Source organism: Stenotrophomonas sp. YJH_SMC_54, from assembly GCF_059368435.1.
The window spans coordinates 1-25,010 of sequence record NZ_JCAFRS010000013.1; the positions used below are offsets into that span (position 1 = coordinate 1).

Below are 25,010 nucleotides of genomic sequence, written 5' to 3' on the forward strand. Positions count from 1 at the left end.
GATCATGTTCTTGACGTAGTCAGCATGGCCCGGGCAATCGACGTGGGCGTAGTGACGGACCGGGGATTCGTATTCGACGTGCGCGGTCGAGATCGTGATACCACGAGCCTTTTCTTCCGGAGCGGCGTCGATCGAGGAGTAGTCCTTGAACTCGCCACCGAAGCGCTCGGCACCGATCTTGGTCAGTGCGGCGGTCAGCGTGGTCTTGCCGTGGTCGACGTGACCGATGGTGCCGACGTTGACGTGCGGCTTGGTGCGCTCGAACTTACCCTTGGCCATGGCTGCTTATCTCGAATTCGTCTGAGAGGTGATGCTTAAGATGGTGCTCACGAAAGGAATCGAACCTTCGACCTCTTCCTTACCAAGGAAGTGCTCTACCGACTGAGCTACGTGAGCCGAGTTTTGCATTATGACATGAACTCGATAATATTCAAAGTTCATTCAATGGAGCGGGAGACGGGAATCGAACCCGCACCATCAGCTTGGAAGGCTGAGGTTCTACCATTGAACTACTCCCGCGCCGGGAATGTCACAACGTGAAACTGGTGGAGGGAGGTGGATTCGAACCACCGAAGGCGTAAGCCAGCAGATTTACAGTCTGCCCCCGTTGGCCGCTTGGGTATCCCTCCTTACCACCCCATTCCGTTGCCGCCGAAGCGTTGCGGTGTGTGGTGGTGAGCCGCTTATTCTGCTGATGGGACGGGGGGCTGTCAACGCTTTTTTCCATTTTTTTCACACGCTGTCGCAAACCCATTGATACGCAAGGTTATTGCCCGGGAACCGGCAGGGTCTCGTTGGCGAAAATTGCGACATGAGGGACGCCGTCGCCGCCGATCCAGCCCCGATACATGCCCTGGGTGTTGAACGGCGTGGCCATTTTTCCGTCTGCGCCGAGCACGATCGCACCGCCGTCGCCGCCCATCTGCGGAATCGTCTCGTTGATCACGCCCTTGCCGGCCTGCTCCGGGCTCTGCCCCTGGTAGCGCATGCGCGCGCAGATCTCGTGCGCGGCCGCAGTGCGGATGTAGTACTCGCCCCACCCGGTGCCGGACACCGCGCAGCGTGCGTCGGCCCAGGTGCCGGCACCGATGATCGGCGAGTCACCGACCCGGCCGTAACGCTTGTTGGTCATGCCCCCGGTGGAGGTGCCGGCGGCCAGATGCCCCTGCGCGTCCAATGCGACCGCACCAACGGTACCGAAGTGCTTTGCAGTCTCCAGGTCAGCATGCGCCTGGCCGCTGGCCTCTTCCTTCAGCGCGCGCTGCAGCTGCTGCCAGCGCTTCTCTGTACGGAAGTAGGAGGGATCGACCAGAGGAATGCCCTGCTCGGCCGCGAAGGCTTCGGCGCCCTGCCCGACCATCATCACGTGGCGGGATTTCTGCATCACGGTCTGCGCCAGCAGGATCGGGTTGCGCACCCGCTGCACGCCCGCCACCGCGCCCGCCGCCTGGTTCGCGCCATCCATGACCGCCGCATCCAGCTCGTTGTGGCCGTCGTGGGTGAACACCGCGCCCTTGCCGGCGTTGAAGGTGGGATCGTCCTCCAGCACGGTGATCGCGGCGGTGACTGCGGCCAGCGCGGGGCGCCCCGCCGCCAGTTCCGCATGGCCCTTCAGCAGTGCCGCCCGCAGCGCGTCACGTGCGGCCTTTTCCTCGGCCGGCGACAGGTCCTTGCGCTCGACGCCGGCGCCGCCGTGGATGACCAGCAGCGGTGAAGCGGCCGGTGCGGCCTGGGCAAGCATGGGCAGGGACAGCAGCGCAGACAGCGCCAGGCGCAGTTTCATCGGATACGTCTCCAGCAGTAACGGGGAATGGATTGCAGGGTAGTGCCGGCCGCTGGCCGGCGAGGGGCGTATCAGGGAAGGTGGGTTGCCGGCGAGCGGCCGGCACTACCGAAGCGTGAACTCAAGCTCACCGTCGCTGACGTCGGCCACGGCCTGATAGTCGGCCTCGGCCTGGACGTCATCCAGGCGCATGCGGCTGCCGCTGGCGACCACCGTTACCGGCACCGCGCGGAAGCGCAGCGGCTCGCCCTCGACCAGGCGGTCGGCATCGCGGCCAGGGTTGACCACCCAGACCTTGCCCTCGCCGTCAGCACTGTAGACCTGCGCCTGGCCATCAGGCTCCACGCACAGGGCGGTGTCCTCGTCGACGCCGATGCCGACGATGTCGGGGTCGCCACTGTCCTGTGCGGCACGCGCCACGAACACGATCAGGCGACCGAGCCGGTCGCGCTTGTCGAAGTGGGTGTCGGTGACCACGCGCTGCAGGTAGGGCATCTGCAGGAAGCCGCTGTCCATGGTCACCGCGCTGCCCATCGGGTCCGCCAGGGCGCCGGCAGAGGTGATGCTGCCGCCGTCCATCGCGCCGTAGGCATAGCCACCGAGGATGGCGAGCCCCGCACTGGTACCGGCAATCGGCTTGCCAGCGCGCACGTGGGCGTTCAGCGCGCGGTTGAGCGCAGTGCCCTTCCAGAAGCGGATGTAGCGCGACTGGTCACCACCGGCAATGAAGATGGCATCAGCTGCGGCAACCACGCGCAGCACGGCCGGATCGTCGGCGCCGCGGCGGCTGTCGAACACCAGCGTCTGCACTGCGGTGGTACCGCCGATCTCGCGGTACAGGCGGTCCTGCAGCTCATCACTGCCAGAAGCGCGCAGGATCAGCACACGGCCATTGCCAGCCTGCTTCAGCCACCAGTGGAAGGCCTCCGGCACCCATTCGCCACCGCCCATCAGCATCATGGCCGGTGCGCGCGGACCGGGCCGGGGCGCGTCGAGATCGCCGGCTTCGTAGTAGGCGAAGCCCGGGCCCTGCAGGTCCTGCGCAAGGGCGACCAACGGCACGGCCAAGACCAGCAGCGCCAGCCAGGCGAAGGGGGCACGCAGGGTCCGATGGAGGCGTCGCATCTTGATCTCCCTGAACAAAATCGACTTGCAAGCGTTTCCACTCTTTGCCAGATAGGGACCCAGTAGTCAAGGACATGAAAAAGGCGTTAAATGCGCGCGCCCGTTCCGGAAATCTGAATGGGGGACAGGGCCCCTCCTCTGCGGGCCGGCTTCATTTCCGAGAATTCCTCATGCGTAGAAAGGCGATGGCGTGGTCGATCCAGCTGGCGTTGATGGGCGTGGCTGCTTCCGCGGCGGCCCAGGCACCGGCTTCCTCCCCGGTTCAACAACTGGATGCGGTGCAGGTCACCGGTTCGCGCATTCCGCGCGCCCAGGTGGAAGGCCCCGCCCCGATCACGGTGATCGACGCCGAACAGATCCGCTCCAGCGGCTTCACCAGCGTGCCGGACGTGCTGCGTGCAATGACCCAGAACGGCGGTGAGACCCAGAGCCAGCAGTCTTCCAGCGGCGCCGACTTCTCGCCGGGCGCCCAGCAGGTGGACCTGCGCGGCCTGGGCCCGAACCACACGCTGGTGCTGGTCAATGGCCGCCGCATCGCCGACTTCCCGATGCCGTTCAAGGGCCGCAGCAACTTCACCGATGTCTCCAACATCCCGCTGGGGATGATCGAGCGCATCGAAGTGCTGACCGGCAGCGCCTCGGCCATCTACGGCTCGGACGCGATCGCCGGCGTGGTCAACTTCATCCTGAAGAAGAAGGCCGACGGCACCACGATCGACATGCGCATGGGCACCACCAGCGAAGGCGGTGGCGAGTCGTTCGACATGAGCCTGGCCAGCGGCTTCAGCCGCGGCAACTTCAACGCCGTGTACAGCGTCGAGCTGCAGTCGCAGACCCCGCTGTGGGCCTATGAGCGCGACATCCAGGATTCGACCCAGGACGGCCCCACCGAGGGCTCGCGCATCGCCCGCCGCGCTTACCTGCGTACGGACTACAACGACGACTACCTGGATCCGGGCGCGGCCACCTGCGAAGCGCTGGCCGGGCAGAACCAGGGCAGCACCTACCGCGCCTACCGCCCGCGCTACGGTTACTACTGCGGCAGCGACAGCTCGATCGGCTACGGCACCATCCTCAGCAAGCGCCGCGGCGCCAATGGCTACGCCTCGCTGAGCTACGACTTCGACAACGGCCAGCAATGGTTCGCCGATGTGCAGCTGGGCTACCACACGATGTCGCTGATGCGCGACGTCACCAAGTGGGGCCGCATGGACGCCAATGGCGATGAGTCGGGCTACTTCAACAACCAGGCCACCGGCGAGATCGAGTTCTGGCAGCGCCAGTTCTCACCCGAGGAAATGGGGGGCCTGCGCAATGCGATGGTGCGCAGCACGCAGAAGACCTTCAGCGTGACCACCGGCTTCAAGGGCAATCTGGCCGGCAACTGGGACTACGAAGCGGCGCTGAGCCATTCGCAGTACCAGTCGCGGATCAGCTGGGCGCAGATCATCGCCTCCAAGGCGAATGACCTGTTCCTGGGCCCGCAGCTGGGCGTGGACGACGACGGTTTCCCGATCTACAACGCGGCCCCGTCGCGGCTGTACCGGCCGCTGACCCGCGCCGAGTACGATTCGATTGCCGCACGCACCACCTATTCGCCGAAGTCGCGCACCGAGACGGCTGCATTCACGCTGACCAATTCCGCGCTGTTCGGCCTGCCGGGCGGTGATGCCGGGTTCGCCGCGACCGTGGAAGTGGGCCAGCAGGCCTATGCGCTGAATCCCGATCCGCTGGCCACCCAGTACTACTACTACAGCTGGAAGGATTCGGACGGCCAGGGCTCGCGCAACCGCTGGGCGACCGCCGCCGAGCTGCGCATGCCGCTGCACGAGACGGTCAACCTGAGCGTGGCCGGCCGCTACGACCAGTACCGCTATTCCGGCCACACCATCGGCAAGGCGACCTGGAGCGGCGGTCTGGAATGGCGCCCGATCGACACGCTGCTGGTACGCGGTTCGTATGGCACCGCGTTCCGCGCGCCGGACCTGCACTACGTGTTCGCCGGACCGGGCAACGACGAGACCACCGCCGAAGACCTGTACAGCTGCCGCGCCGATGGCGCCAGCGACTGTTCCGACTACGAGCGCAACCTGATCCGCAGCCGCACCGGCAACCGCCAGCTCGACCCGGAAACCAGCACCTCGTGGAGCGCAGGCTTCGTCTGGTCGCCGGCGATCGGCCTGGACCTGTCGGTGGACTGGTTCGACATCGACATGCGCAAGCAGGTGCAGGACATGGATGTGCGCACCCTCCTGGCCAACGAAGCGAACTGCCGGCTCGGCAGTGCCGACATCAATTCGCCGACCTGCGTGGACGCGCTCGACCGCATCACCCGTACCAGCGACGGCCGCCTGTACGGCGTGCGCGTGGCGCCGATCAACGTCGCCCGCGAGTCGACCTCCGGCATCGACGTCGGCCTGCGCTACCGCCTGCAGACCGGTATCGGCGACTTCATCCTCAATGGCACCCACACCTGGGTGAAGAAGCACGATTTCCAGCGCTACCCCGGCGATCCGACCCTGGACCAGTTCGCGGTCAACAGCGGATTCGACATCCCGCGCACCAAGACCAGCCTGAGCGTGACCTGGGAGAAGGACGCGTGGTCGGCCACGGTCTACGGTTCGCGCCTGGGCAAGCTGCCGACCTCGGACAACTACGACCAGTCGTTCGACTGGGAAAGCGGTGACAGCCCCTACGTGAAGGCGACCTACCGCTACAACGCCTCGGTGCAGTATCGCTTCGACGACCATTCGCGCCTGTCGCTGTCGGTGGTCAACGTGTTCAACAAGATGCCGCCGAAGGATGCCACCTACACCGCGTATCCGTACTACGACGTGTCCTGGTTCGACAGCGTCGGCCGTACCATCAACCTGCAGTACACCCACAAGTTCGGTGGCAGCGCGCTGTAAGTGCCTGGCCAATGTCGGTACAGGAGACCCCCGCTTCGGCGGGGGTTCCTTTTTTTTGCCACCTGAACGGTGCCCGCGTGCAGGCTCCGGGCCGGTCGGCCAGCCGGGGATTTTAGGAAACAGCTGATTCCGCGCCGTCCGCGCGGCTTCCTAGCATCGTTGCATGTTCCGCTTCCCCCGCCCTTCGCTGCAGAAGACCGTGCCATCGACCACCGCGTCGGTGCTGTTGCGCTGCCTGACCGTCTGTGTCTTCATCTGCCTGGCCGCCGCGGCCGGGTTCTACCTGCTCACGGCATTCACCGAGGACATCTCGACCCATCGCCGCGAGATGAATGCAGCGGCCTACAGGGCCCAGATCTATTTCGACCAGCGCGAAGCCCTGCTGCGCTACCTGGGCGATTCCGTGCTGGCCGGCAATCCGGATGCGCCTGCCACGGACAGCAAAGGCATGCGCCAGGTGGCGCTGGATGGCCCCGGCGGCCAGCCGGGCCAGCGACTGCTCTTGTCGGCACGTGCCGAGCACACGCTGCAGGCGCTGCAGACGCACCTGCTGCTGGTCGATGCGCGGGGTGCGCACTGGCTGGCCGGCGACGCGGTCGACGTCGACCTGGCACGCCTGCCATCGCTACGTGCACTGCAGACGCGCAACGGCAGCCTCGAGGGCGCTGACCGGGTGTACTGGCTGCGCCCGGGTGACCGTGGCGTCGCACTGGCGCAGCCGGTGCAGTCCGGTCCCCATCCGGCGCAGTGGCTGGTACTGCTGCTTGATACAGATGCAGCGGCGGGCATGATCGATGGCCAGGGCATCGGCGGTTATGCGTTGCTCGACCGTTCTGGGCAGCCTGCATTGTCCAGCCAGGCGCCGCGGCTGGATCGCGCGGGCTGGACAATCCTGCGGGAACGCCAGGACGACAGCTTCGGTACGTTATGGAGCGGCGGCCTGCCGCGCGGCGTAGCGCTGGTGAAAAGTGTCGGCAATGACGGCTGGCGGTTGGTCTACCACCTGCCGCCGCAGCTGCTGCTGGGCGACCTGGCCGTGCCCCTGCTGGTCTGCGTGCTGTTGCTGCTGCTGGCCGGTGTTGCGCTGCGCCTGCTACGGCATCGCGTGGACCTGCAGCTGATCCAGCCGGCCCTGCAGCAGCACCGCCGCCTGCTGGAGAACCTGGACTTCAGTTCGACGGTGATCGACATGGCGCCGGTCGGCATCTGCGTCCTGCGCCGCAACGACCGCGCGCTGCTGCTGTCCAACCAGCTGCTGCGCGACTGGCTCGGCGAGGAAGGCGAACACAGCGACTGGCAGGCGCCATGGCGCGGACATGCCGGCGAGCGCGGGCGCGGACTGGAATTCACCGCCCGCGACGGGCGCCAGCTGCAGGTGCTGCACGCGGCCTGCCGCTACCAGGGCGATGATGTGCTGCTATGCGTCTTCCATGATATTTCCCGACACCGCCAGGCACAGGCCGCACTGTCGTCGGCACGCCAGGCGGCCGATGCGGCCAACCAGGCCAAGAGCGCGTTCCTGGCCACCATGAGCCATGAAATCCGCACTCCGCTGTACGGCGTGCTGGGCACGCTGGAGCTGCTGGGGCACACCTCGCTGGACGCCCGGCAGTCGCAATACCTGCGCACCATCGAGAGTTCCTCGTCGGTCCTGCTGCAGTTGATCAGTGATGTGCTGGATGTGTCCAAGATCGAGTCAGGGCAGCTCAGCCTGGAGCCGGCGGCGTTCTCGCCGCGCGAGCTGACCGAGAGTGTGCTGCGCAGCTTCGCCGCGTCGGCCACCTGCAAGGGCCTGCAGATCCTGGTCTGCACCGATCCGCGCCTGCCGACGCGGGTGCTCGGTGATGCCGACCGCATCCGCCAGGTGCTGGGCAACCTGCTCAGCAACGCGATCAAGTTCACCGAGCATGGCCGGGTGGTGTTGCGCGTGCGCCAGGTACAGCGCGAAGGTGAATCGAGCGTGCTGGCCTGGCAGGTGACCGATACCGGCGTGGGTATTGCTGCGGAGGAACAGGCGCGTCTGTTCGAACCGTTCCGCCAGGTCCGCGGCGCGGCCAGCGCGCAGGGTACCGGCCTGGGCCTGTCCATCAGCGACCGTCTGGTGCGCTTGATGAGCGGCGAGCTGCAGGTGGTGAGCGAGCCGGGCCTGGGCAGCAGCTTCAGCGTCCGCCTGCCATTGCCGGTGCTGGCCGCTGCCGAGGATGGGCCCACATTGCTGCCGGAACCACCGATCCTGGTGCGCGGCCGCGACCGCGAGCTGGTCGACAGTGCCTGTGGCTGGCTGTGTCGCTGGGGTGCCAACGCGCAGCCCCTGCTTGGCGACCCGACGCTGCTGGACCATGACGGCGCGATCCTGATGGATGGTGAAGCAGCCACTCCGCTGGCATGGTCGGGCCCGCGCGTGGTGGCATCGATCGAGGGCGGTGACCAGCCGATCACTGCCGCCGATGGCAGCCTGGTCGTGACCCTGCATGGCATGACCGCGATCGGCAATGCGCTGGCCAACGTGCAGCAGCAACGTGCGGCGCAGCCGGAGACCACGCGCTTGGCACCGCCCGTGCCGCTGGGGCTGCGCGTGCTGGCGGTCGAGGACAACCCGATCAACCGGGTGATCCTGGCTGAGCAGCTGCGCACCCTCGGCTGCGACGTGGAGCTGGCACAGGATGGCATTGAAGCGCTGCAACGGTGCCGCGAGCAGTGCTTCGATCTGGTGGTGACCGACATCAACATGCCGCGCATGGACGGCCACGCGCTGGCCCGCGAGCTGCGCGATGACGGCAACCTGGTACCGGTGATCGGCGCCACCGCCAATGCCACCGCCGAAGAGCGCGAGCGCTGCCTGGCCAGTGGCATGCAGGGCTACCTCAGCAAACCCATCGACATCGCCCGCCTGCGCAAGGCACTCACCGCCCTGCGCCAAGGAGATCCCGCATGACCCAGCGTGTCCTGATCCTGGAAGACCAGCCCTTCCAGCGTGGTTTCCTGGCCAATCTTTTCGGCAGCCGTGCCGGCGTCCAGGTCGATGCCTGCGAAGACGTGGATGCCGCCATCGCACTGTGTGCCTGCCAGCCCTACGACCTGGTGGTCAGTGACCTGCTGATGCCCGGGCAGGACGGCATCCAGTTCATCCAGGCGCTGGCGGCGCAGCCACGCCCACCCCGCCTTGCCGTGGTCAGCGCGGCCCCGCGGCGGATGATGACCTCGGCACGGCTGATGGCCGAATCGCTGGGGCTGGAGGTGATCGGCCTGCTGCCCAAGCCGGTGGCGGCCGCCGACGTGGATGCCCTGTTCGAGGCGCTGGCGCAGGCGCGTCAGGCCACTGGCAAGGCCCCCACGCGCGCGGCGGCTGCACCCGAACCGGATGTTTCGCAGCTGCGCCAGGCCATGGCCGATGGCAGCCTGACGGCCTGGTTCCAACCGAAAAAGTCACTGCAGTCAGGGCGGGTCGTGGCGGCCGAGGCACTGGTGCGCTGGCGCCATCCGCAGCTGGGCGCGCTGGCCGCTGGCAGCTTCCTCCCGGCGATCTGCCGATACGGGCTGGAGGGCGATCTGCTGCGGATGATGCTCAAGGCCAGCATCAGCGCACAGGCACGCTGGCGCAAACAAGGGTTCCGGGTACCGGTATCGATCAACCTGCCCCCTCACCTGCTGGAGCAGTCGGACCTGCCCGACGAACTGCTGGCACTGACCCTGGCCAACGGCGGTACGCCTGGTGAATTGTGCTTTGAGCTGATGGAAAACAGCACCACGCGGCACGTCAGCGACTTCTATGCCGGTGCCTGCCGGCTGCGCATGAAGGGCTTCGGCCTGGCCCAGGATGATTTCGGGCAGGGTCTGAGCTCGGTCCACAATCTGGTCAATACCCCCTTCACCGAGGTCAAGATCGACCGCGCGCTGGTCAGCGGCTGCGCCCGTGACCCGGCCCTGCACCTGACCTTGTCGACGGTGATCGCGCTGGCCAACCAGCTCGGGCTGACCATCGTGGCCGAGGGCGTGGAAAGCGATGCCGACCTGGCCGCGCTGCGCCAGCTCGGCTGCAGCCAGGTGCAGGGTTTCCTGATCTCGCAGGCGCTGCCCTCAGACGAGTTCACCCGCCTGCTGGACGAAGAAGCACCGCAACTGGACGAAAGATCGCGAGCCGCCCTGAGCTGACACGGATTCCACAGCGACTTCACAACATCATCAAGTCGCATTGACGATCCTGTCTGTGCAGTGGCGGCGGACTTTGCGCTGCCGCCACCGGTGCCTCTGTCCGCCCCCACCCTGAGACCCGCCATGCCGGCCGAGGCCGCCCCTGTTCGCCGACTCGCTCGCCGCTCACTGCGCGTCCACGCCCTGCTGATCGGCGTGGTGGTGCTGGCGACCCTGCAGGCCGGACTGCTGCTGTCGGCCGGCTCGCAGCTTTTGAACGAAGAGCGCAGCAAGATCGAGTACCACTTCCGCCGCCTGGACGGCACGCTTCGCGAGCAGGAGCGCTTCCTGCGCCAGTGGCGGCTGCACGATGTCGGCGCTCGAGGACAGCCGGTTGCCGATGCCAGCGTGGAACTGCAACGCGGCCCGTTGTTCGCCAACTTCGCGGCGATCGGGAGCGAGGGAGCCAGTCTTTCGCTACCGAACGAGCTGGGCGATCGTTTCCTGCGCTTCTACGGCACGTTCTGGTCGGCCTCGCACTACCCACCACCGCAATGCCTGCTGGTCGATGGCCAGGGCACGCGCGGGCTGCTGGCACCGGTGCAGATCGGCGTTACCGATGCGAGCCAGAACAGCCCGCATCACCTGCGCCCGGCGATCGCCGACATCCACCGGGTCATGGGCACGCGTCCGGCGCTGCAGCGCGGTGGCATCGTCTGGGTGAGCGTACCGTGGCGCGACCGGCAGACCCGTTTGCTGGCCATCGCGCATGCGCCGCAGGATGCACGCCTGTGGGGCGAGGACGACAAGGATTCACAGGCCGCGCTGGCCTGCCTGCTCGATCCGGGACGTGTCGATGACTACCGGCAGGTGCTGGGTGTTCCGGTGTTCCAGCGGCTGTCGCTGTTCGATACCGATGGCCAGCGCCTGCTGGGCGATGCAGCAGACGCCAGTGACGCTGGCACCTCCTGGAAGGCCGGCCTTGCAGGCCTGCAGTTCCGCATGCGCAGCGAGCGCGGCTGGCTGGCGGTGTACCACGTCAGCTGGCGGCAGGTGTTCCAGCACCCACAGGGGCCCTTGCTCGGCGCGACCGTGGTGGCGCTGCTGCTGGCATTGGGTGGCACGCTGCTGCTGCGCGCGTATCGGCGTTCGGTCATCGAACCACTGCGCAGCAACCACGCGCGCCTGCTGGAAAGCGAGGCCTTCAGCCGCACCATCCTGGACAACGCGCCGATCGGGCTGTGCCTGCTGCGCCGTACCGATGGCAATGTGCTGCTGGACAACACCCTCGCCCGCCGCTGGCTGGGCGAAGACCACCACAGCGGAGGCTGGCATGGCCCTTGGCGGCGCAGCGTGCTGGCCGCTGGAGGCACCACGCTCGGCGATGGGCTGGCCTACACCACGCCCGAAGGCCGCCACCTGCTGGTGACCGCGACGCCGGCGCGCTATCGCGGCGAGCCGGCGGTGCTGTGTCTGTTCATCGATCTCAGCAGCCAGCATGAAGCCGAACAGGTGCTGCAGCAGGCGCGCCGTGCCGCCGACCAGGCCAACCGGGCCAAGAGCCAGTTCCTGGCCACGATGAGCCATGAAATCCGCACGCCGCTGTACGGCGTGCTCGGCACCCTCGAACTGCTCGGACTCACACCACTGGATGCGCGGCAGCAGGACTATCTGGCGACGATCCAGCGTTCGTCCTCGACCCTGATGCAGCTGATCAGCGACATCCTCGACGTCAGCAAGGCAGAGGCCGGGCAACTGAGCCTGGAGCCCAGCCCGTTCGATCCGGTGCGACTGACCGAGGATGCGCTCGACTCGTATGCTGCCGCGGCCGCCAACAAGGGGCTGCGGTTCTACGCCTGCATCGATGCCGACGTGCCACCCTTGGTGTGCGGTGATGCCGCGCGGATCCGCCAGGTCCTCAACAACCTGATCAGCAACGCACTGAAGTTCACCGACAGCGGGCGCGTGGTGGTGCGCGTTTCGGCACGCTGGCAGGAGCAACGCTGCTGGCTGCAGTGGCAGGTCGCCGATACCGGTATCGGCATTGCCAGCGAACACCAGGCGCACCTGTTCGAGCCGTTCTTCCAGGCCAACCCGGGCACCGATGCGATGCGCGGCACCGGCCTAGGGCTGGCCATCTGCGCGCATCTTGTGGCGTTGATGGAAGGCCAGCTGCGTGTGGTCAGCGAGAGCGGCCTGGGCAGCAGCTTCAGCGTCGAACTGCCGCTGCCACCGGCGCCGGCGGATCCGCAGCAATCCCCTGCGCCGCAGCTGCCTGCGGGCCTGCAGGTCCAGGTACGGGGCGGCGTGCGCGAGCTGGTGCAATCGCTGTGCGAACGCCTGCAGCAGCGTGGTGCACAGGCCAGCGTGTACCGGGAAGACAGCACGGCAGACTTGCCATCGCCCACCGTGCTGCTCGACCTGGTCCTTGACGACCCGCTGCCCGGGTGGGCCGGTGGACCGCGTGTGGTCGCCTGCCGCGAAGGCGGCGTGCGCCCCCGGCACATTGATGGCTTCTGGCAGGTTGGCCTGCACCGGTTCGATGCGATCGTGCTCGCGTTGGCCGCGGCCAGTGGCCAGCCGCTGGCGGCGAGCGCCGAAGGGCGCCTGCCGGCGACGCGCCGTTTCGGCCTGCAGGTGCTGGTGGCCGAGGACAACCCGATCAACCAGGCGATCCTGCGCGACCAGCTGGAACAGCTCGGCTGCCGTGCCGTGGTCGCCAGCGATGGCAATGAAGCGCTGGGCTACTGGCAGCAGGGCGCGTTCGCCCTGGTGCTGACCGACCTGAACATGCCCGGGATGGATGGCTATGGCCTGGCGCGCGCCTTGCGGGCGCGCGGTGTCAGCGTGCCGATCCACGGTGCCACCGCCAACGCCGATCCGGCCGAACGCCAACGCTGCCAGGAATCGGGCATGCAGGGCGTGCTGGTCAAGCCGATCACGCTGGAAGCGCTGCAACGCCTGCTGATCCGGATCACCCAGGGCGATGTGGCACTTTCCGCGCCGCCGCAAGGTCCTGTATCCACCGATACGCGCGATGATGATCCGCCGCTGCAGGTTCCCGCAAGAATGCAGGCATTGTTCGTGCAGACCATGCAGGCTGACCTGGACAGCCTGCGCCAGTCGATTGCCACCGCCGATCCCGCGCGCGTGGTGCAGGTACTGCATCGCATCCGCGGCGCACTGGTCATCGTCGGCGCACCTGCGCTGGTGGACAGCGGCCTGCAGATCGAACAGGGCCTCGCAGGCGGCGATGACCTGGTCACCCAGGAGGCTCCGCTTGCCGGCTTCCAGCGACGCCTCGAACAGCTGCTGCATCCGCTGCTCGGCGCGGTATCTCCTTCCTCATCTGACGACCCGAACCCGCCATGACCACACGGATCCTCATCGCCGACGACCACCCGATCGTGCTTGCCGGCATCCGCGACGTACTGGCCGGGGAGCTGGACCTCGAGGTCGTGGGCGAAGCGGCCGACCCGGCGACGCTGATCGAGCTGATGACCCGGACCCGGCCACAGGCGGTGATCACCGACTACAGCATGCCAGGGGGCGACCGCTTCGGGGACGGCATCAAGCTGATCTCGTTCCTGCGCCGCAGCTTCCCGGAGACGCGCCTGCTGGTGCTGACGATGGTGTCCAACCCGTCGTTGGTTGCGGCGATGTATGCCGCTGGTGCCGGCGGCGTGGTGCTCAAGAGCCATGGATTGGGCAGCCTGGTACAGGCCCTGCGCGTGGTGCTGGCCGACCGCGTCTACCGGCCCCCGGGCCTGCTGCCGGTAGCGGCGAGCGAGCCGGCCGATGCCGATGCGGTGCGTGCGCGGCTGTCGCCGCGCGAGCTGGAAGTGATCCGGCTGTTCACCGGCGGCATGAGCGTGGGCGACATTGCACGCCAGCTGCAGCGCAGCGCCAAGACGGTCAGCACGCAGAAGATCAGCGCGATGCGCAAGTTGGGCGTGGACAGTGACCAGGCGCTGATCGAGTACTGCCTGCAGGCCTCGTTGTTCGCCTGAGGTCCACTCCAGGCTGAACCCTGCAGCCCCTGTACAAGGGTCTGCACCGGCTTTAGGAAACGCCTGATTCCATAGGACAGCGCCGATTTCTAGGCTGGACGCATCCCGCCTTGGTGCGCCTGCCGGCAGTAGCTGCGTCGCCCTGGGGGACGGAAGTCCGATGGCGCCTGCAGCTGCCATCGCGTGTGGCTTCCGCAGCGACGCGGCCCTGCCGCGCCAGTTCGCGCAGCCGTGCTGCGCCCTGCCACAGGAAGTCCAACAGAATGTACGCCTCCCCCACACGGTACCGCCGTGCGCCCGGGCGCGCGCGCCTCGCGCCTGCCCCCCTTCTTCCCAGCCTGCTGGCGACCGCCCTGTGGGCGGCGCTGCCGGCCCACGCCGCCGATCTGACCGGACCGCTGAAGGTCATCAATGGCCAGACCCTGCAGCTGGATGCGGGCGATACCCTGCTGCACTCCGTGGGCGGCTTCGCCCTGGACGTGAACGGAGCCGGCAGCACGGCAACGCTCGATGACACGCGCGTCGATGTCACCGGCGGCGGCAGCGCAATCCAGGCCTCCGCAGGTGGCAGTGTTCTTGTACAGGGAGGTCACATACAGCTTGGCAATGGAAGTTCAGGCGTCGGTTATGCGCTCAACGCAACCGGCATCGGCAGTGTCATCCACGCCAGCAACCTGGTCATCAATGCCTATCGCAACAGTTCCGGCTACGGCACGGTCAACGCCACCAACGGCGGCAAGATATGGCTCGATGGCGGCAGTGTAAGCAGCGATGGTCATGCCCTGTATTCCAGCGGACGTGGAAGCGAGCTGCATGTATCGGGTACCACGATCAGCAACGGTGCCGGCCGTGCCATCTATGCCGACGGCGGCGCACTGCTTTCGTTGGAATCACTGGCGATGACGTTCGCGCAGGCAACCAACGGTTCCAGCGGCCGCCTGTCCGCAAGCGGCAGCGGAAGCGTGTTGTCGCTGCGCGACGTGGATGTCATCAATGGCTACTTCGACATTGACAACGGGGGGATCCTCCGCATCACCGGGGGCACCGCCACCGCCAACGGCAGCAGCATCCGACTGATGGGAAACCGGACCAGTCGAACGTTCGCCACAGCGGAAATCACCAATGCCCGCTTTGAAAGCACCGGCGGCTACGGCGTCAACGTCAACAGCTGGGGCAAGTTGACCGCCCAGGGCGCGCACTTCACCGTGCGCGATGGCAGTTCCGGGATCTGGCTGTCCGGTGCCGACTCGCTGGCGGACCTGAGCAACACTGTGATCAGCACCTTTGGTGACAACGGGTATGGCCACGGTGTGGACGTATGGGGTGGCACCGCGACGATCACCGGTGGCAGCATTGATACCCATGGCGATGGCGTCTACGGCCTGCGCGCTTCCGGCAGCAACCCTCCAACGCCCTACTCCCGGATCCGTGCCAGGAATCTCGACATTGCGACCTACGGTGCGGTGTCCGGTGGTGTGTTCCTGGGCGGCAGTACCGCGGACATACAGCTGGACGGCGGCTCGATCACCACCCATGGCGCAGCCTCGTTCGGCATCGTGCAGATGAACACTGCAAAGCTCACTGCGGACGCCCTGCACATCCAGGCGCTGGGAACGAACTCGGGCGCCTATCGTTCCTACATCACCGTATTTGGTCCCTACTGGGATCGGCTGGTGTTCAACGACAGCCAGATCGAGACCCTGGACGGCCCAGCGTTGTGGCTGCAGGGAAGCAACCACGAACTGACACTCAACAATACCGCCGTTGTCGCCCGTCAGGCAGGTGACCTGGTTGGCGGCCGACTGCTGAGGGTCAGCGATACCGTGTTCACTGATGGCAGCTCGGTGGCAACGTCCGAGATCCGCTTCACCGCGGACAACAGCCGCCTGAGCGGCGACGTGGTCGTCGACAGCGCGACTGCGGAGGTGCACATGGTGCTGCGCAACGGTACTCAGTTCAGCGGCGCCCTGCGCAACGACTCCGGTTACCAGGTCGCACAGCTGGCGCTGGATGGCAGCAGCCAGTGGAACGTGCGTGACAGTTCCAGCGTCGGTGCACTCGAACACGCCGGCACCATTGCCTTCGATGCACCGGCGGCGGGCGGTTTCAAGACCGTCACTGTCAGCGGCGACTACGTGGGTAACGGTGGCCACTGGATCTTCAACCGTGCACTGGGGGACGATACCTCGCTCGGCGATCAGCTGGTGATCAGCGGCAACAGCAGCGGCACCGCCAGCGTGAGCGTGCGCAATGCCGGCGGCGCCGGTGCACTGACCCAGGAGGGCATCCGCCTGATCACCGTAGGTGGCCAGTCCGATGCTCAGTTCGGCCTGCAGGGCCGCGCGGTTGCCGGTGCCTACGACTACTTCCTGTTCAAGGGCGGCGTGTCGACCCCGGATGATGGCAACTGGTACCTGCGTTCGGAATACGTCGATCCTGTCGATCCAGTGGATCCAGTGGATCCAGTGGACCCCGTCGATCCCGTCGATCCCGTCGATCCCGTCGATCCCGTCGATCCCGTCGATCCCGTCGATCCCGTCGATCCTGTCGATCCTGTCGATCCTGTCGATCCTGTCGATCCTGTCGATCCTGTCGATCCCGTCGATCCCGTCGATCCGGTAGATCCAGTTGACCCGACACGTCCGAAGGTGGAACGCCCGGAACCGGCGGCCTACCTGGCCAACCGCAGCGCCGCGCTGGGCATGTTCCGGCACAGCCTGCACGACCGCGCCGGTGATCCCGCCGCCGAAGCGGGCGTCAGCGGCGATGCCGTGGCCTGGATGCACCTTCGCAGCGCGCAGCCCGACAGCCACGACCGCAACCGCCAGGTCCAGGTCGATGGGCAGATCAGCAGCGTGCTGGTCGGCGTCGGCCGCCGTTTCGAGGTGGGTGGCAAGGGCGAACTGCAGGCAGGTGCGATGCTCGGTCACGGCCGTGCGCGCAATGACAGCCGATCGCAGGTGACCGGCTACGCCGCGCGGGGCGTGGTCACCGGCACCAGCGTGGGCGCCTATGCCACCTGGCTGCAGGATGCACGCATGCAGGGCGGCGCCTATGTGGACGGTTGGCTGCAGTACGGCCGCTTCCGCAACAGCGTGCAGGGCGAAGGCCTGCAGAAGGAGCGCTATGACGCCCGCAACTGGAGTGCGTCGGCCGAAGCCGGCTATGTGCTTCCCCTGCGGCGCACCGCGCAGCGCGGCATCTACCTGGAACCGCAGCTGCAGGTGGTTCACAGCCGCTATGACAGCGACCGCGTGGTCGAGGCCAACGGCACGGTGGTCGAGGACCGCGGCGGTAGCGAGACCAGCAGCCGCCTCGGCCTGCGCCTGTACAGCCGCGGGTTGAGCCCGGCGCAGGGCCAGGTGCACCCGTACGTGGCGGTGAACTGGTGGTCCGGCGGCAATGGCGCAGGCCTGGCGATGGACGGCGAGCGCCTGCAGCGGCAGCTGCCGCGCGACATCTACGAAGCCAAGGCCGGTGTGCAGGTGAATCTGTCCGGCGGTTGGCGAGGCTGGGGTGAATTGAGCCGGCAGAGCGGTGGCATGGGCTTCCGCGATATCAGTGCGCAGATGGGCGTGTCGTACACCTGGTGATGCGGGAAGTGCCCGGCAAGGGAGTGCCGGGCGCTTTTTCCACATGCCGCGTGGAAAGCGATGGGGGTTAGGTGTGGACAAGTGCCTGCGAACCGCATGGAGCAAGCGTTTCAGGACGTGGCTATTTTTTATCCATGCCTCTTCGCGGTTTTCCACACCCCTCGTGGAGAGTGGTTGGGATTTGATGTGGACAAGTAGGTGGGAGTGTTGCTGCGCAAGCGCTTCGAAGCGTGGTCAAAATTTGTCCACGCTGCACGATCGAGGCAGGTAGCGCCGAGCCCGCGCTCTGCTCACGTCCATCGCAGCCGTGCATCGGCTCGGCGCTGCATCAGGTTCGCCGGTTTTCCACACCCGACGTGGAAAGCGATGGGAGTTTGCTGTGGACAAGTACCGGCGAACATCACACCGCAAGCGTTTCGCAGCGTGGTGTTTTTTTGTCCATCGCCGGAAACGCGAACGCCCCGCACAGGGCGGGGCGTCCGGGGTCGATCCGATGCCGCTGGATCAGACGTTGAAGCGGAAGTGCAGGATGTCGCCTTCCTGCACGCGGTATTCCTTGCCTTCCAGACGCAGGCGACCGGCTTCCTTGGCGCCGGCTTCGCCCTTGTACTTGATGAAGTCGTCATACGCGATGGTTTCGGCGCGGATGAAACCCTTCTCGAAGTCGGTGTGGATGACTGCGGCAGCCTGCGGGGCGGTGGCGCCCTTGCGTACGGTCCACGCGCGGACTTCCTTCACGCCAGCGGTGAAGTAGGTCTGCAGGCCGAGCAGGCTGTAGGCCGCGTTGATCACGCGGTTCAGGCCCGGCTCGCTCAGGCCCAGGTCGGCCAGGAAGGTATCGCGGTCTTCGTCATCGAGCTGGGACAGCTCTTCTTCGATCGCGGCCGACACCGGCACCACCTGCGCGCCTTCGGCGGCAGCATGCGCACGCACGGCTTCCAGGTGCGGGTTGTTCTCGAAGCCGTCTTCCAGCACGTTGGCGATGTACATCACCGGCTTCAGGGTCAGCAGGAACAGGTCGCGCACCAGCGCCTTCTCTTCCTCGTCCAGGCCGACCGAGCGACCGGCCTTGCCGTCCGACAGCGCAGCCTGCAGCTTGGCCAGCACCGGCTTGCGCGCCGCTGCGTCCTTGTCGCCGCCCTTGGCCGCACGCTCGGCACGGTTCAGCGCCTTCTCGACACTGTCCAGGTCAGCCAGCGCCAGCTCGGTGTCGATGGTTTCGATGTCCGAGATCGGATCGACCTTGCCAGCCACGTGCACGATGTCGCCGTGCTCGAAGCAGCGCACCACGTGGGTGATCGCGTCGACTTCGCGGATGTGCGCCAGGAACTTGTTGCCCAGGCCTTCACCGCTGGCGGCACCGGCCACCAGGCCGGCGATGTCGACGAACTCGACCGCGGTCGGGATGACCTTCTGAGGGTTGATGATGCCCGCCAGCTCGTTCAGGCGCGGGTCCGGCACCGGCACGATGCCGACGTTCGGCTCGATGGTGCAGAACGGGAAGTTCGCCGCGGCGATACCCGCCTTGGTCAGCGCATTGAACAGGGTCGACTTGCCGACGTTGGGCAGGCCGACGATGCCGCATTTGATACCCATGGGTGACAGCTCTCTGGGGTGAAAGTGATTGGGGAAACAGCGGCCTGGGCGCTGCTTTTCCAATCATTCTCCGTACCGACCAACGGTCGGTACCTACCGCTTATTTCGGGGTGTGCAGCCGCTTCATCGCTTCGCTGAAATCGCCCTGTACCGCCAGCGGCATCACGTCGATCGCATCGTCGATGGCGCGTGCGATCAGCACGTCGTCCTCCTTGGACGGGCGCCCCAGCACCCAACCCACTACGCGGTCCTTGTGGCCGGGATGGCCGATGCCCACGCGCAGGCGATGGAACTTGCCGTGGCCGAGCAGGCGGATGGTGTCGCGCAGGCCGTTCTGGCCGCCGTGGCCACCGTCGAACTTCAGCCGCGCCACGCCGGGCGCCAGGTCCAGTTCGTCGTGTGCGAGCAGGGTTTCTTCCGGTTCGATCTTCCAGAACCGCTGTGCGGCGGTGACCGACTTGCCGCTGAGGTTCATGAAGGTGGCGGGCTTGAGCAGCCACACCGTCTGCCCGGCGATCTCGACCTTGGCGGTCTCACCGAACAGCTTGCTGTCCACATTCCATCGCGCACCGGCTTTCTCCGCCAGGGCCTCAACGAAATGAAACCCGGCATTGTGCCGGGTCCGGGCGTGTTCCGATCCGGGATTGCCCAGACCGACGATCAGTCGCAGTCCTGCCATGGTTCCTTCCAGTACGGTGCCTGCCCGGAGGCAGGCACCGTAACGGTATTACTCGGCGGCAGCCGCTTCTTCGTCAGCCTCGTCGGCCTTGCCGGCCTTGGCGGTGACGATGGCGTCGTCGTGGTCCTTGCCCAGCGCCAGGGCCGGGATTTCCACGCCCTTCGGCAGCTTGATGTCGGACAGGTACACCACGTCACCGGCCTTCAGCTCGCCCAGGTCGACTTCGATCGACTCCGGCAGGTCCTTCGGCAGGCAGGTGATGGTCACTTCCTTCAGTTCGTGGGTGACCACGACGTCGGCAGCCTTGCCGGCCGGCGAGGTGTCTTCGTTGACGAAGTGCAGCGGGACCGAAGCGGTCAGGGCTTCGTTCTCGTTCACGCGCTGGAAGTCCAGGTGCATGATCAGCTGCTTGTACGGGTGGCGCTGCATGTCACGCAGCAGGACCTTCTGCACTTGGCCATCCAGGTTCAGGTCCAGGATCGAGGCATAGAACCACTCGTTCTGCTGGGCCAGCCAGATTTCGTTGTGGTCCAGGCTGATGGCGACCGGCTCGGCGTTGCCGCCGTACACGATGGCCGGGATCACACCGGCGTGACGCAGGCGGCGGCTCGCACCCTTACGCTGCAGTTCACGCTTGGTGACCTTGATTTCATGGGTCTTCGACATTTTCGACTACTCAGGTTGTTGCCGCGCCCTGCGGCGTGGCGGTTGAAGATGCTTCCGCGACCAGAAGCACCTGGGGTATGTCCCCGCCGTTGCCGGCAGGAACGAAAAACTCAGTCGACGTACAGCGAGCTGACCGACTCGCCGAAGGCGATGCGGCGCATCGTTTCGGCCAGCATTTCCGCCACGCTCAGCTGGCGGATCTTGCTGCACACCCGCGCCGCGTCCTTCAGCGGGATGGTGTCGGTCACCACCAGCTCGTCGAGCTGGGAATTGGTGATGTTGTCCACCGCCGGGCCCGACAGCACCGCGTGGGTGCAGTAGGCAGCGACCTTGAGCGCACCGCGCGCCTTCAGGGCAGCAGCAGCGGCGCACAGGGTGCCGGCGGTGTCGACGATGTCATCGACCATCACGCAGGTCTTGCCTTCGACGTCACCGATGATGTTCATCACGGTGGAGACGTTGGCGCGCGGGCGGCGCTTGTCGATGATCGCCAGGTCGGCGTCATCCAGACGCTTGGCCACCGCACGGGCGCGGACCACGCCGCCCACGTCCGGCGACACAACAATCAGGTTCTCGGTGCCGTAGGCGCGCCAGATGTCGGCCAGCAGCAGCGGGGACGCGTACACGTTGTCCACCGGAATATCGAAGAAGCCCTGGATCTGGTCGGCGTGCAGGTCGACGGTCAGCACGCGATCAGCGCCAGCGGTGCTGAACATCTTCGCCGCCAGCTTGGCGGTGATCGGCACGCGCGAGGAACGCATGCGTCGATCCTGCCGCGAGTAACCGAAGTACGGCACCACGGCGGTGACACTGGCCACCGATGCGCGCTTGAGCGCGTCGATCAGCACCAGCAGTTCCATCAGGTTTTCCGCGCTCGGCGCGCAGGTCGGCTGGATCACGAACACGTCCTGCTTGCGGACGTTCTCTTCGATCTCCACCTGCACTTCACCATCGGAGAAGTGCGAGACCAGCGCCTTGCCCGGGCGAACCCCCAGTTCCTTGCAGATGTTCTGCGCCAGACGTTTGTTGGCGTTGCCGGAAAAGACCAGCAGGTTCGGGGACTCTTGCATCATGATTGTCTCGGGCGGGGACGAGTGGCGGGGATCCGGAGTCGGCAAGGACCCCGATGGACCCTTGCTGCTGACAACACCGCGGTTGTTTCCACGTCCCGCGCGGGCGATGCGCTGGAAGGCGCGGACACAGCCGCTATTGGCAGGGGCGGTAGGATTCGAACCTACGAATGCCAGGATCAAAACCTGGTGCCTTGGGCCTCTTGGCGACGCCCCTGCATTGATAAATCAGTGTTGCTCGAGTGCATCCAGCAGTGGCGAACGCGCAACGCCCGCTGCCACCCTTGCCCGCAACTCCTTCGGCAACTTCGACCGTCCCTGCTCTGCGGCAGACTGCGATGCGAACTCGACGAAACAACCACTTCCCGAACCGGTCAGCCGCGCCGTGCCGATATCGCTCAACGCGGCGAACGCTGCCTCGACGGCAGGCTCACGGCGGCGCAGCACCGGTTCGAACGCGTTCCCGACCAAGGTCCCGGAAGCGAAGTCCTCTATTTTCGCCACTGGGCTGCCGCGCGTCAAATCCGGGTCTGCGAACAGAGCCGGGGTGGGAACATGAACACCCGGTTCAACCACCACATACCAGGCCGGCTCCAGCACGATCGGCTGTAGGCGCTCACCCACCCCTTCGGCCCAGGCATTGCGCCCGCGCACGAACACCGGCACGTCGGCGCCCAGGCGCAGGCCCAGCGCAGCAAGCGCGTCCTCATCCAGACCGGCACGCCAGAGCCGGTTCAGCACCACCAGTACGGTGGCCGCGTCGGACGAACCGCCGCCAAAGCCACCACCTGCAGGAACGTGTTTTTCGACGATGATGTCCGCGCCTTGCACGATATTGGCCGCATCTTTCAGAAGCCGCGCGGCGCGGACCGCCAGGTCATCCGCCTCGGCCACGCCAGCCAGCCCCTCGCCCTGCCGGCGCACCTGGCCGTCTTCACGCAGGTGCAGACCGATGCGGTCGCCCCAGTCCAGCAGGCGGAACACGGTCTGCAGCTCGTGGTAGCCATCGGCACGGCGGCCGGTGATGTGCAGGAACAGGTTCAGCTTGGCCGGGGCCGGCCACCAGGACCAGCCCGTGTCATCGCGCCCGGCACTCATGGGGTGCCCTGCCCCCATTGGTCGACCAGCAGGCGCACCTTGGCGTCCCCATTGCTGGCCTCGATCCGGCGCGGCATCGCCGGGCGCCCGGCCTCGGCCGGGTACCAGTCCAGGTACTGCACCTGCCAGCCCATCTGCTGCATGCGACGCGGCCGGCCTTCACTATCACGCTCGACCTTCTCCGGACCAGCAGCATCACCGGCCACCAGGCCACGGATCCACGCCGGCAGCTGGTTGACCGGGATGTCCCAGCCGGTCGCCTCCAGCAGCAGTTGCTGGGCGTCTTCGCCGTCACGCGGCCCGCCGGCCAGTCCTTCCAGGCGACCGGCTCCGGAATGGGTATCGCCGGTCAGCTTCCAGCTCTGCCGGGTCACCGGCGCGCTCAGCTCGACCACATAGCGGCGTCCTTCCTGCTTCCAGTCGATGCGTCCGCTGCCGCCGTCCTTGCCCTTGCTGACCGCGACCCGGCCCTGGAAAGCCCAGTCCGGCTGTGCCTGCAGCGCGGCCACGCGCGCCGCCTCGGCCTGCGCCGCCTCGGCCGAAACAACCTCGACCACCGCCGGCGCCGGGGTCTTCTGCGTGCCCACGCTGGTACAGGCGGTCAACGCCAGGGCCGCAGTTGCCAACAGCAGCGGCCGGATCAGGGAAACACTCATGGATTGAATTTCTCGCGGGCGCGCAGCAGCGCGCGGTTTTCGGGGTCGAGCTTGGCCGCTTCGTCGAAGAAATGGCGGGCCTCGTCATGCTTGCCCAGCACCCACAACACTTCGCCGACATGGGCGGCGATCTCGGGGTCCTTGGCCAGGGTCCAGGCACGGCGCAGCTGCACCAGTGCTTCTTCCTTGCGACCCAGGCGGTACAGCACCCAGCCATAGCTGTCGACGATGGCAGCGTTGTCCGGTTCGGCCACGCGGGCGCGATCGATCAGCTCCAGCGCTTCCTGCAGGCGACCGGTGCGATCGGCCAGGGTGTAACCCAGCGCGTTCAATGCCGGCACGTTCTCCGGGTCGGTCACCAGGATCTTGCGCAGGTCGGCCTCGGCGCGCGGGATGTCGTCGCGGCGTTCCCAGGTGAGCGCACGGGCGTACAGCAGGCCGTTGTCATCCGGGTAGGCGGCCAGGCCGCGGGCCAGCGCATCCAGCTCCCCGGCACTGTCATCAGCACGCTGGCGCAGTTCGGCTTCCAGCAGGTAGGCATCGCGGCGCACATCGTCGTCGACCACCGCATCGGACTGGATCGCGTGCACTTCATCCAATGCCTGCGGCAGGCGCCCGGCCAGGGCCTGGGCGTTGGCCGCGCGCAGGCGCGCCTCGCTCAGTTCATCGCCACCGGGCACGCTGTGGTACCACTGCACCGCCTCGGGATAACGCTTCAGGTATTCGGCGATCTTGCCCAGCAGCAGGCGCTGCGCCGGGTCCGGCTTGGCCGCCTGCCGCGACAGTTCGTTGTAGAGGTTGGACAGCGCCGCCTTGTCGCCCTGCTTGGCCAGCAGCGAGGCGCGCATGCCCCAGGTCTGCACGTCCTGCGGGCCGAACGCCAGCACGCGCTCGGCGGCGGCGGGCTGGCCGAGGCTGTCGTAGGCAATGGCCACCGCATTGCGCAGTTCAGGGTCCTGTCGGGTCTTCGGCTCCACATCGTGCAGCAACGACAACGCCTTGCCGGTCTCCCCGGCCTGCTGCAGCTGGCTGGCGCGCAGCAGCGCAACGCGCGGCTCCTCGGGGAAGCGCTTGACCACTTCATCGATCATGCGCCGCGCCAGCTCGGGCTTGTCCATGCGCAGGGCAAGGCGTCCGAACTCCTGCCACGCCTCGATCTTCGGCGGAATGGCGTTGGCGTCGACCAGCTCGCCCAGCACCTGCGCCGGCACTGCCGGGTCGCGGCCGCCGCCGATCAGGGCGGCCAGGGCGAACTTCCAGCCACGTTCATCCGGGTCGGCCAGCAAGGCCTGCAGATCGCCACGCGCTGCCTTCACATCGCCCTGGCGCATGGCCAGCGCGGCAGCGGCACTGCGCATGGTCAACGAGCTGGGCGCGCGCTGCTGCCAAAGGGCCAGGCCCTTGGCGGCGCTGGCGTCATCGTTGGCGAGCATGGAAATGCGGGTCGCGCGCTCGGCCAGGCCGGCGTCGCCGTCGGTCTGCTGGGCCGCCTGCAGGTACCAGCGGGCCGCCTCGGCCAGCTTGCCGGCCTGCAGCGCGAACTCACCGGCCATCACCGGTTCCAGCGCCAGTTCCTCAGTGGCCGGGGCCCGTACGGGGGCCTTGGCCGGCACCGCCGCCAGGGCCTGGCTGCAGGCCAGGGACAGCAGCAGAACACTGGGGATGCGAATCAATGCGGGCATCGTCGGCATCGG

General features: G+C 66.8%; 16 protein-coding genes and 4 tRNA genes. 6 read left to right on the forward strand and 14 right to left on the reverse strand.

Features of this window, described 5'->3' with window-relative positions; genetic code table 11:
- The 6 genes from AC5P5S_RS14735 to AC5P5S_RS14760 all read right to left on the reverse strand — a co-directional run.
- The coding region (locus tag AC5P5S_RS14735; RefSeq protein ID WP_256727511.1) for a GTP-binding protein at nucleotides 1-279 on the reverse strand (279 nt) is incomplete at its 3' end.
- A gap of 41 nt (nucleotides 280-320) precedes the next feature.
- Nucleotides 321-396 (reverse strand) — tRNA-Thr (locus AC5P5S_RS14740).
- Between the two features lie 49 nt (nucleotides 397-445).
- A tRNA-Gly gene (locus tag AC5P5S_RS14745) sits at nucleotides 446-519 on the reverse strand.
- A 24-nt stretch (nucleotides 520-543) separates the two neighbouring features.
- A tRNA-Tyr gene (locus AC5P5S_RS14750) sits at nucleotides 544-629 on the reverse strand.
- Between the two features lie 137 nt (nucleotides 630-766).
- Nucleotides 767-1,783, reverse strand: coding sequence for an isoaspartyl peptidase/L-asparaginase family protein (locus AC5P5S_RS14755; RefSeq protein ID WP_024957319.1), 1,017 nt, complete (start codon nucleotides 1,781-1,783; stop codon nucleotides 767-769).
- A 105-nt stretch (nucleotides 1,784-1,888) separates the two neighbouring features.
- Nucleotides 1,889-2,908: a cyanophycinase gene (locus AC5P5S_RS14760; RefSeq protein ID WP_012479232.1), complete on the reverse strand. Its 1,020-nt coding sequence runs from the start codon at nucleotides 2,906-2,908 to the stop codon at nucleotides 1,889-1,891.
- Between the two features lie 170 nt (nucleotides 2,909-3,078).
- Here AC5P5S_RS14760 and AC5P5S_RS14765 point away from each other — a divergent pair, with 170 nt between their 5' ends.
- The 6 genes from AC5P5S_RS14765 (at nucleotide 3,079) to AC5P5S_RS14790 (ending at nucleotide 17,551) form a co-directional block, all read left to right on the forward strand.
- Nucleotides 3,079-5,817 carry a TonB-dependent receptor plug domain-containing protein gene (locus AC5P5S_RS14765; protein WP_043033760.1) on the forward strand — a complete coding sequence of 913 codons (2,739 nt, stop codon included), beginning with the start codon at nucleotides 3,079-3,081 and terminating at the stop codon, nucleotides 5,815-5,817.
- A gap of 163 nt (nucleotides 5,818-5,980) precedes the next feature.
- Entirely contained in the window at nucleotides 5,981-8,752 is a 2,772-nt protein-coding gene (locus AC5P5S_RS14770; protein ID WP_062607730.1) for a response regulator, read from the forward strand.
- On the forward strand, nucleotides 8,749-9,969 hold the full coding sequence (locus AC5P5S_RS14775) for an EAL domain-containing response regulator (protein WP_049418869.1): 1,221 nt from the start codon (nucleotides 8,749-8,751) through the stop codon (nucleotides 9,967-9,969). The genes AC5P5S_RS14770 and AC5P5S_RS14775 overlap by 4 nt, the downstream gene beginning before the upstream one ends.
- 123 nt (nucleotides 9,970-10,092) lie before the next feature.
- Nucleotides 10,093-13,320, forward strand: a complete 3,228-nt coding sequence (locus tag AC5P5S_RS14780; RefSeq protein ID WP_062607731.1) for a hybrid sensor histidine kinase/response regulator — start codon at nucleotides 10,093-10,095, stop codon at nucleotides 13,318-13,320.
- A complete protein-coding gene (locus tag AC5P5S_RS14785) occupies nucleotides 13,317-13,958 on the forward strand; it encodes a response regulator (RefSeq protein ID WP_005408195.1) in 642 nt (213 codons plus the stop codon). The genes AC5P5S_RS14780 and AC5P5S_RS14785 overlap by 4 nt, the downstream gene beginning before the upstream one ends.
- 263 nt (nucleotides 13,959-14,221) lie before the next feature.
- On the forward strand, nucleotides 14,222-17,551 hold the full coding sequence (locus AC5P5S_RS14790) for an autotransporter outer membrane beta-barrel domain-containing protein (protein ID WP_495276331.1): 3,330 nt from the start codon (nucleotides 14,222-14,224) through the stop codon (nucleotides 17,549-17,551).
- A gap of 504 nt (nucleotides 17,552-18,055) precedes the next feature.
- Here AC5P5S_RS14790 and ychF read toward each other — a convergent pair.
- The 8 genes from ychF to AC5P5S_RS14830 all read right to left on the reverse strand — a co-directional run bounded on the left by ychF (nucleotide 18,056) and on the right by AC5P5S_RS14830 (nucleotide 24,998).
- The gene (gene ychF, locus AC5P5S_RS14795; protein WP_005408193.1) at nucleotides 18,056-19,147 is read right to left on the reverse strand and encodes a redox-regulated ATPase YchF; all 1,092 of its coding nucleotides are present in this window, start codon (nucleotides 19,145-19,147) and stop codon (nucleotides 18,056-18,058) included.
- Between the two features lie 100 nt (nucleotides 19,148-19,247).
- The gene (pth, locus tag AC5P5S_RS14800) at nucleotides 19,248-19,826 is read right to left on the reverse strand and encodes an aminoacyl-tRNA hydrolase (RefSeq protein ID WP_005408192.1); all 579 of its coding nucleotides are present in this window, start codon (nucleotides 19,824-19,826) and stop codon (nucleotides 19,248-19,250) included.
- Nucleotides 19,827-19,874: 48 nt separating this feature from the next.
- The gene (locus AC5P5S_RS14805) at nucleotides 19,875-20,492 is read right to left on the reverse strand and encodes a 50S ribosomal protein L25/general stress protein Ctc (RefSeq protein ID WP_005408191.1); all 618 of its coding nucleotides are present in this window, start codon (nucleotides 20,490-20,492) and stop codon (nucleotides 19,875-19,877) included.
- A gap of 110 nt (nucleotides 20,493-20,602) precedes the next feature.
- On the reverse strand, nucleotides 20,603-21,562 hold the full coding sequence (locus AC5P5S_RS14810; protein WP_005415400.1) for a ribose-phosphate diphosphokinase: 960 nt from the start codon (nucleotides 21,560-21,562) through the stop codon (nucleotides 20,603-20,605).
- A gap of 140 nt (nucleotides 21,563-21,702) precedes the next feature.
- A tRNA-Gln gene (locus tag AC5P5S_RS14815) sits at nucleotides 21,703-21,779 on the reverse strand.
- An 11-nt stretch (nucleotides 21,780-21,790) separates the two neighbouring features.
- Nucleotides 21,791-22,660 carry a 4-(cytidine 5'-diphospho)-2-C-methyl-D-erythritol kinase gene (gene ispE, locus AC5P5S_RS14820; RefSeq protein ID WP_043033766.1) on the reverse strand — a complete coding sequence of 290 codons (870 nt, stop codon included), beginning with the start codon at nucleotides 22,658-22,660 and terminating at the stop codon, nucleotides 21,791-21,793.
- Nucleotides 22,657-23,316 (reverse strand): lipoprotein insertase outer membrane protein LolB, encoded by a 660-nt coding sequence (lolB, locus tag AC5P5S_RS14825; RefSeq protein WP_062607733.1) that lies wholly within the window; start codon nucleotides 23,314-23,316, stop codon nucleotides 22,657-22,659. Before lolB ends, ispE begins: the two co-directional genes overlap by 4 nt.
- Nucleotides 23,313-24,998, reverse strand: a complete 1,686-nt coding sequence (locus tag AC5P5S_RS14830) for a tetratricopeptide repeat protein (RefSeq protein ID WP_171969031.1) — start codon at nucleotides 24,996-24,998, stop codon at nucleotides 23,313-23,315. Before AC5P5S_RS14830 ends, lolB begins: the two co-directional genes overlap by 4 nt.
- Between the last annotated feature and the right edge of the window lie 12 nt (nucleotides 24,999-25,010).

What these genes read in the sequence shown, in the direction of transcription:
- AC5P5S_RS14785 (WP_005408195.1), top strand. Translation starts at nt 13,317, where the DNA reads ATGACCACACGGATCCTCATCGCCGACGACCACCCGATCGTGCTTGCC.
- AC5P5S_RS14760 (WP_012479232.1), bottom strand. Translation starts at nt 2,908, where the DNA reads ATGCGACGCCTCCATCGGACCCTGCGTGCCCCCTTCGCCTGGCTGGCG.
- AC5P5S_RS14755 (WP_024957319.1), bottom strand. Translation starts at nt 1,783, where the DNA reads ATGAAACTGCGCCTGGCGCTGTCTGCGCTGCTGTCCCTGCCCATGCTT.
- AC5P5S_RS14790 (WP_495276331.1), top strand. Translation starts at nt 14,222, where the DNA reads ATGTACGCCTCCCCCACACGGTACCGCCGTGCGCCCGGGCGCGCGCGC.
- lolB (WP_062607733.1), bottom strand. Translation starts at nt 23,316, where the DNA reads ATGAGTGTTTCCCTGATCCGGCCGCTGCTGTTGGCAACTGCGGCCCTG.
- ychF (WP_005408193.1), bottom strand. Translation starts at nt 19,147, where the DNA reads ATGGGTATCAAATGCGGCATCGTCGGCCTGCCCAACGTCGGCAAGTCG.
- AC5P5S_RS14805 (WP_005408191.1), bottom strand. Translation starts at nt 20,492, where the DNA reads ATGTCGAAGACCCATGAAATCAAGGTCACCAAGCGTGAACTGCAGCGT.
- AC5P5S_RS14810 (WP_005415400.1), bottom strand. Translation starts at nt 21,562, where the DNA reads ATGCAAGAGTCCCCGAACCTGCTGGTCTTTTCCGGCAACGCCAACAAA.
- AC5P5S_RS14775 (WP_049418869.1), top strand. Translation starts at nt 8,749, where the DNA reads ATGACCCAGCGTGTCCTGATCCTGGAAGACCAGCCCTTCCAGCGTGGT.
- pth (WP_005408192.1), bottom strand. Translation starts at nt 19,826, where the DNA reads ATGGCAGGACTGCGACTGATCGTCGGTCTGGGCAATCCCGGATCGGAA.
- AC5P5S_RS14830 (WP_171969031.1), bottom strand. Translation starts at nt 24,998, where the DNA reads ATGCCCGCATTGATTCGCATCCCCAGTGTTCTGCTGCTGTCCCTGGCC.
- ispE (WP_043033766.1), bottom strand. Translation starts at nt 22,660, where the DNA reads ATGAGTGCCGGGCGCGATGACACGGGCTGGTCCTGGTGGCCGGCCCCG.
- AC5P5S_RS14770 (WP_062607730.1), top strand. Translation starts at nt 5,981, where the DNA reads ATGTTCCGCTTCCCCCGCCCTTCGCTGCAGAAGACCGTGCCATCGACC.
- AC5P5S_RS14765 (WP_043033760.1), top strand. Translation starts at nt 3,079, where the DNA reads ATGCGTAGAAAGGCGATGGCGTGGTCGATCCAGCTGGCGTTGATGGGC.
- AC5P5S_RS14780 (WP_062607731.1), top strand. Translation starts at nt 10,093, where the DNA reads ATGCCGGCCGAGGCCGCCCCTGTTCGCCGACTCGCTCGCCGCTCACTG.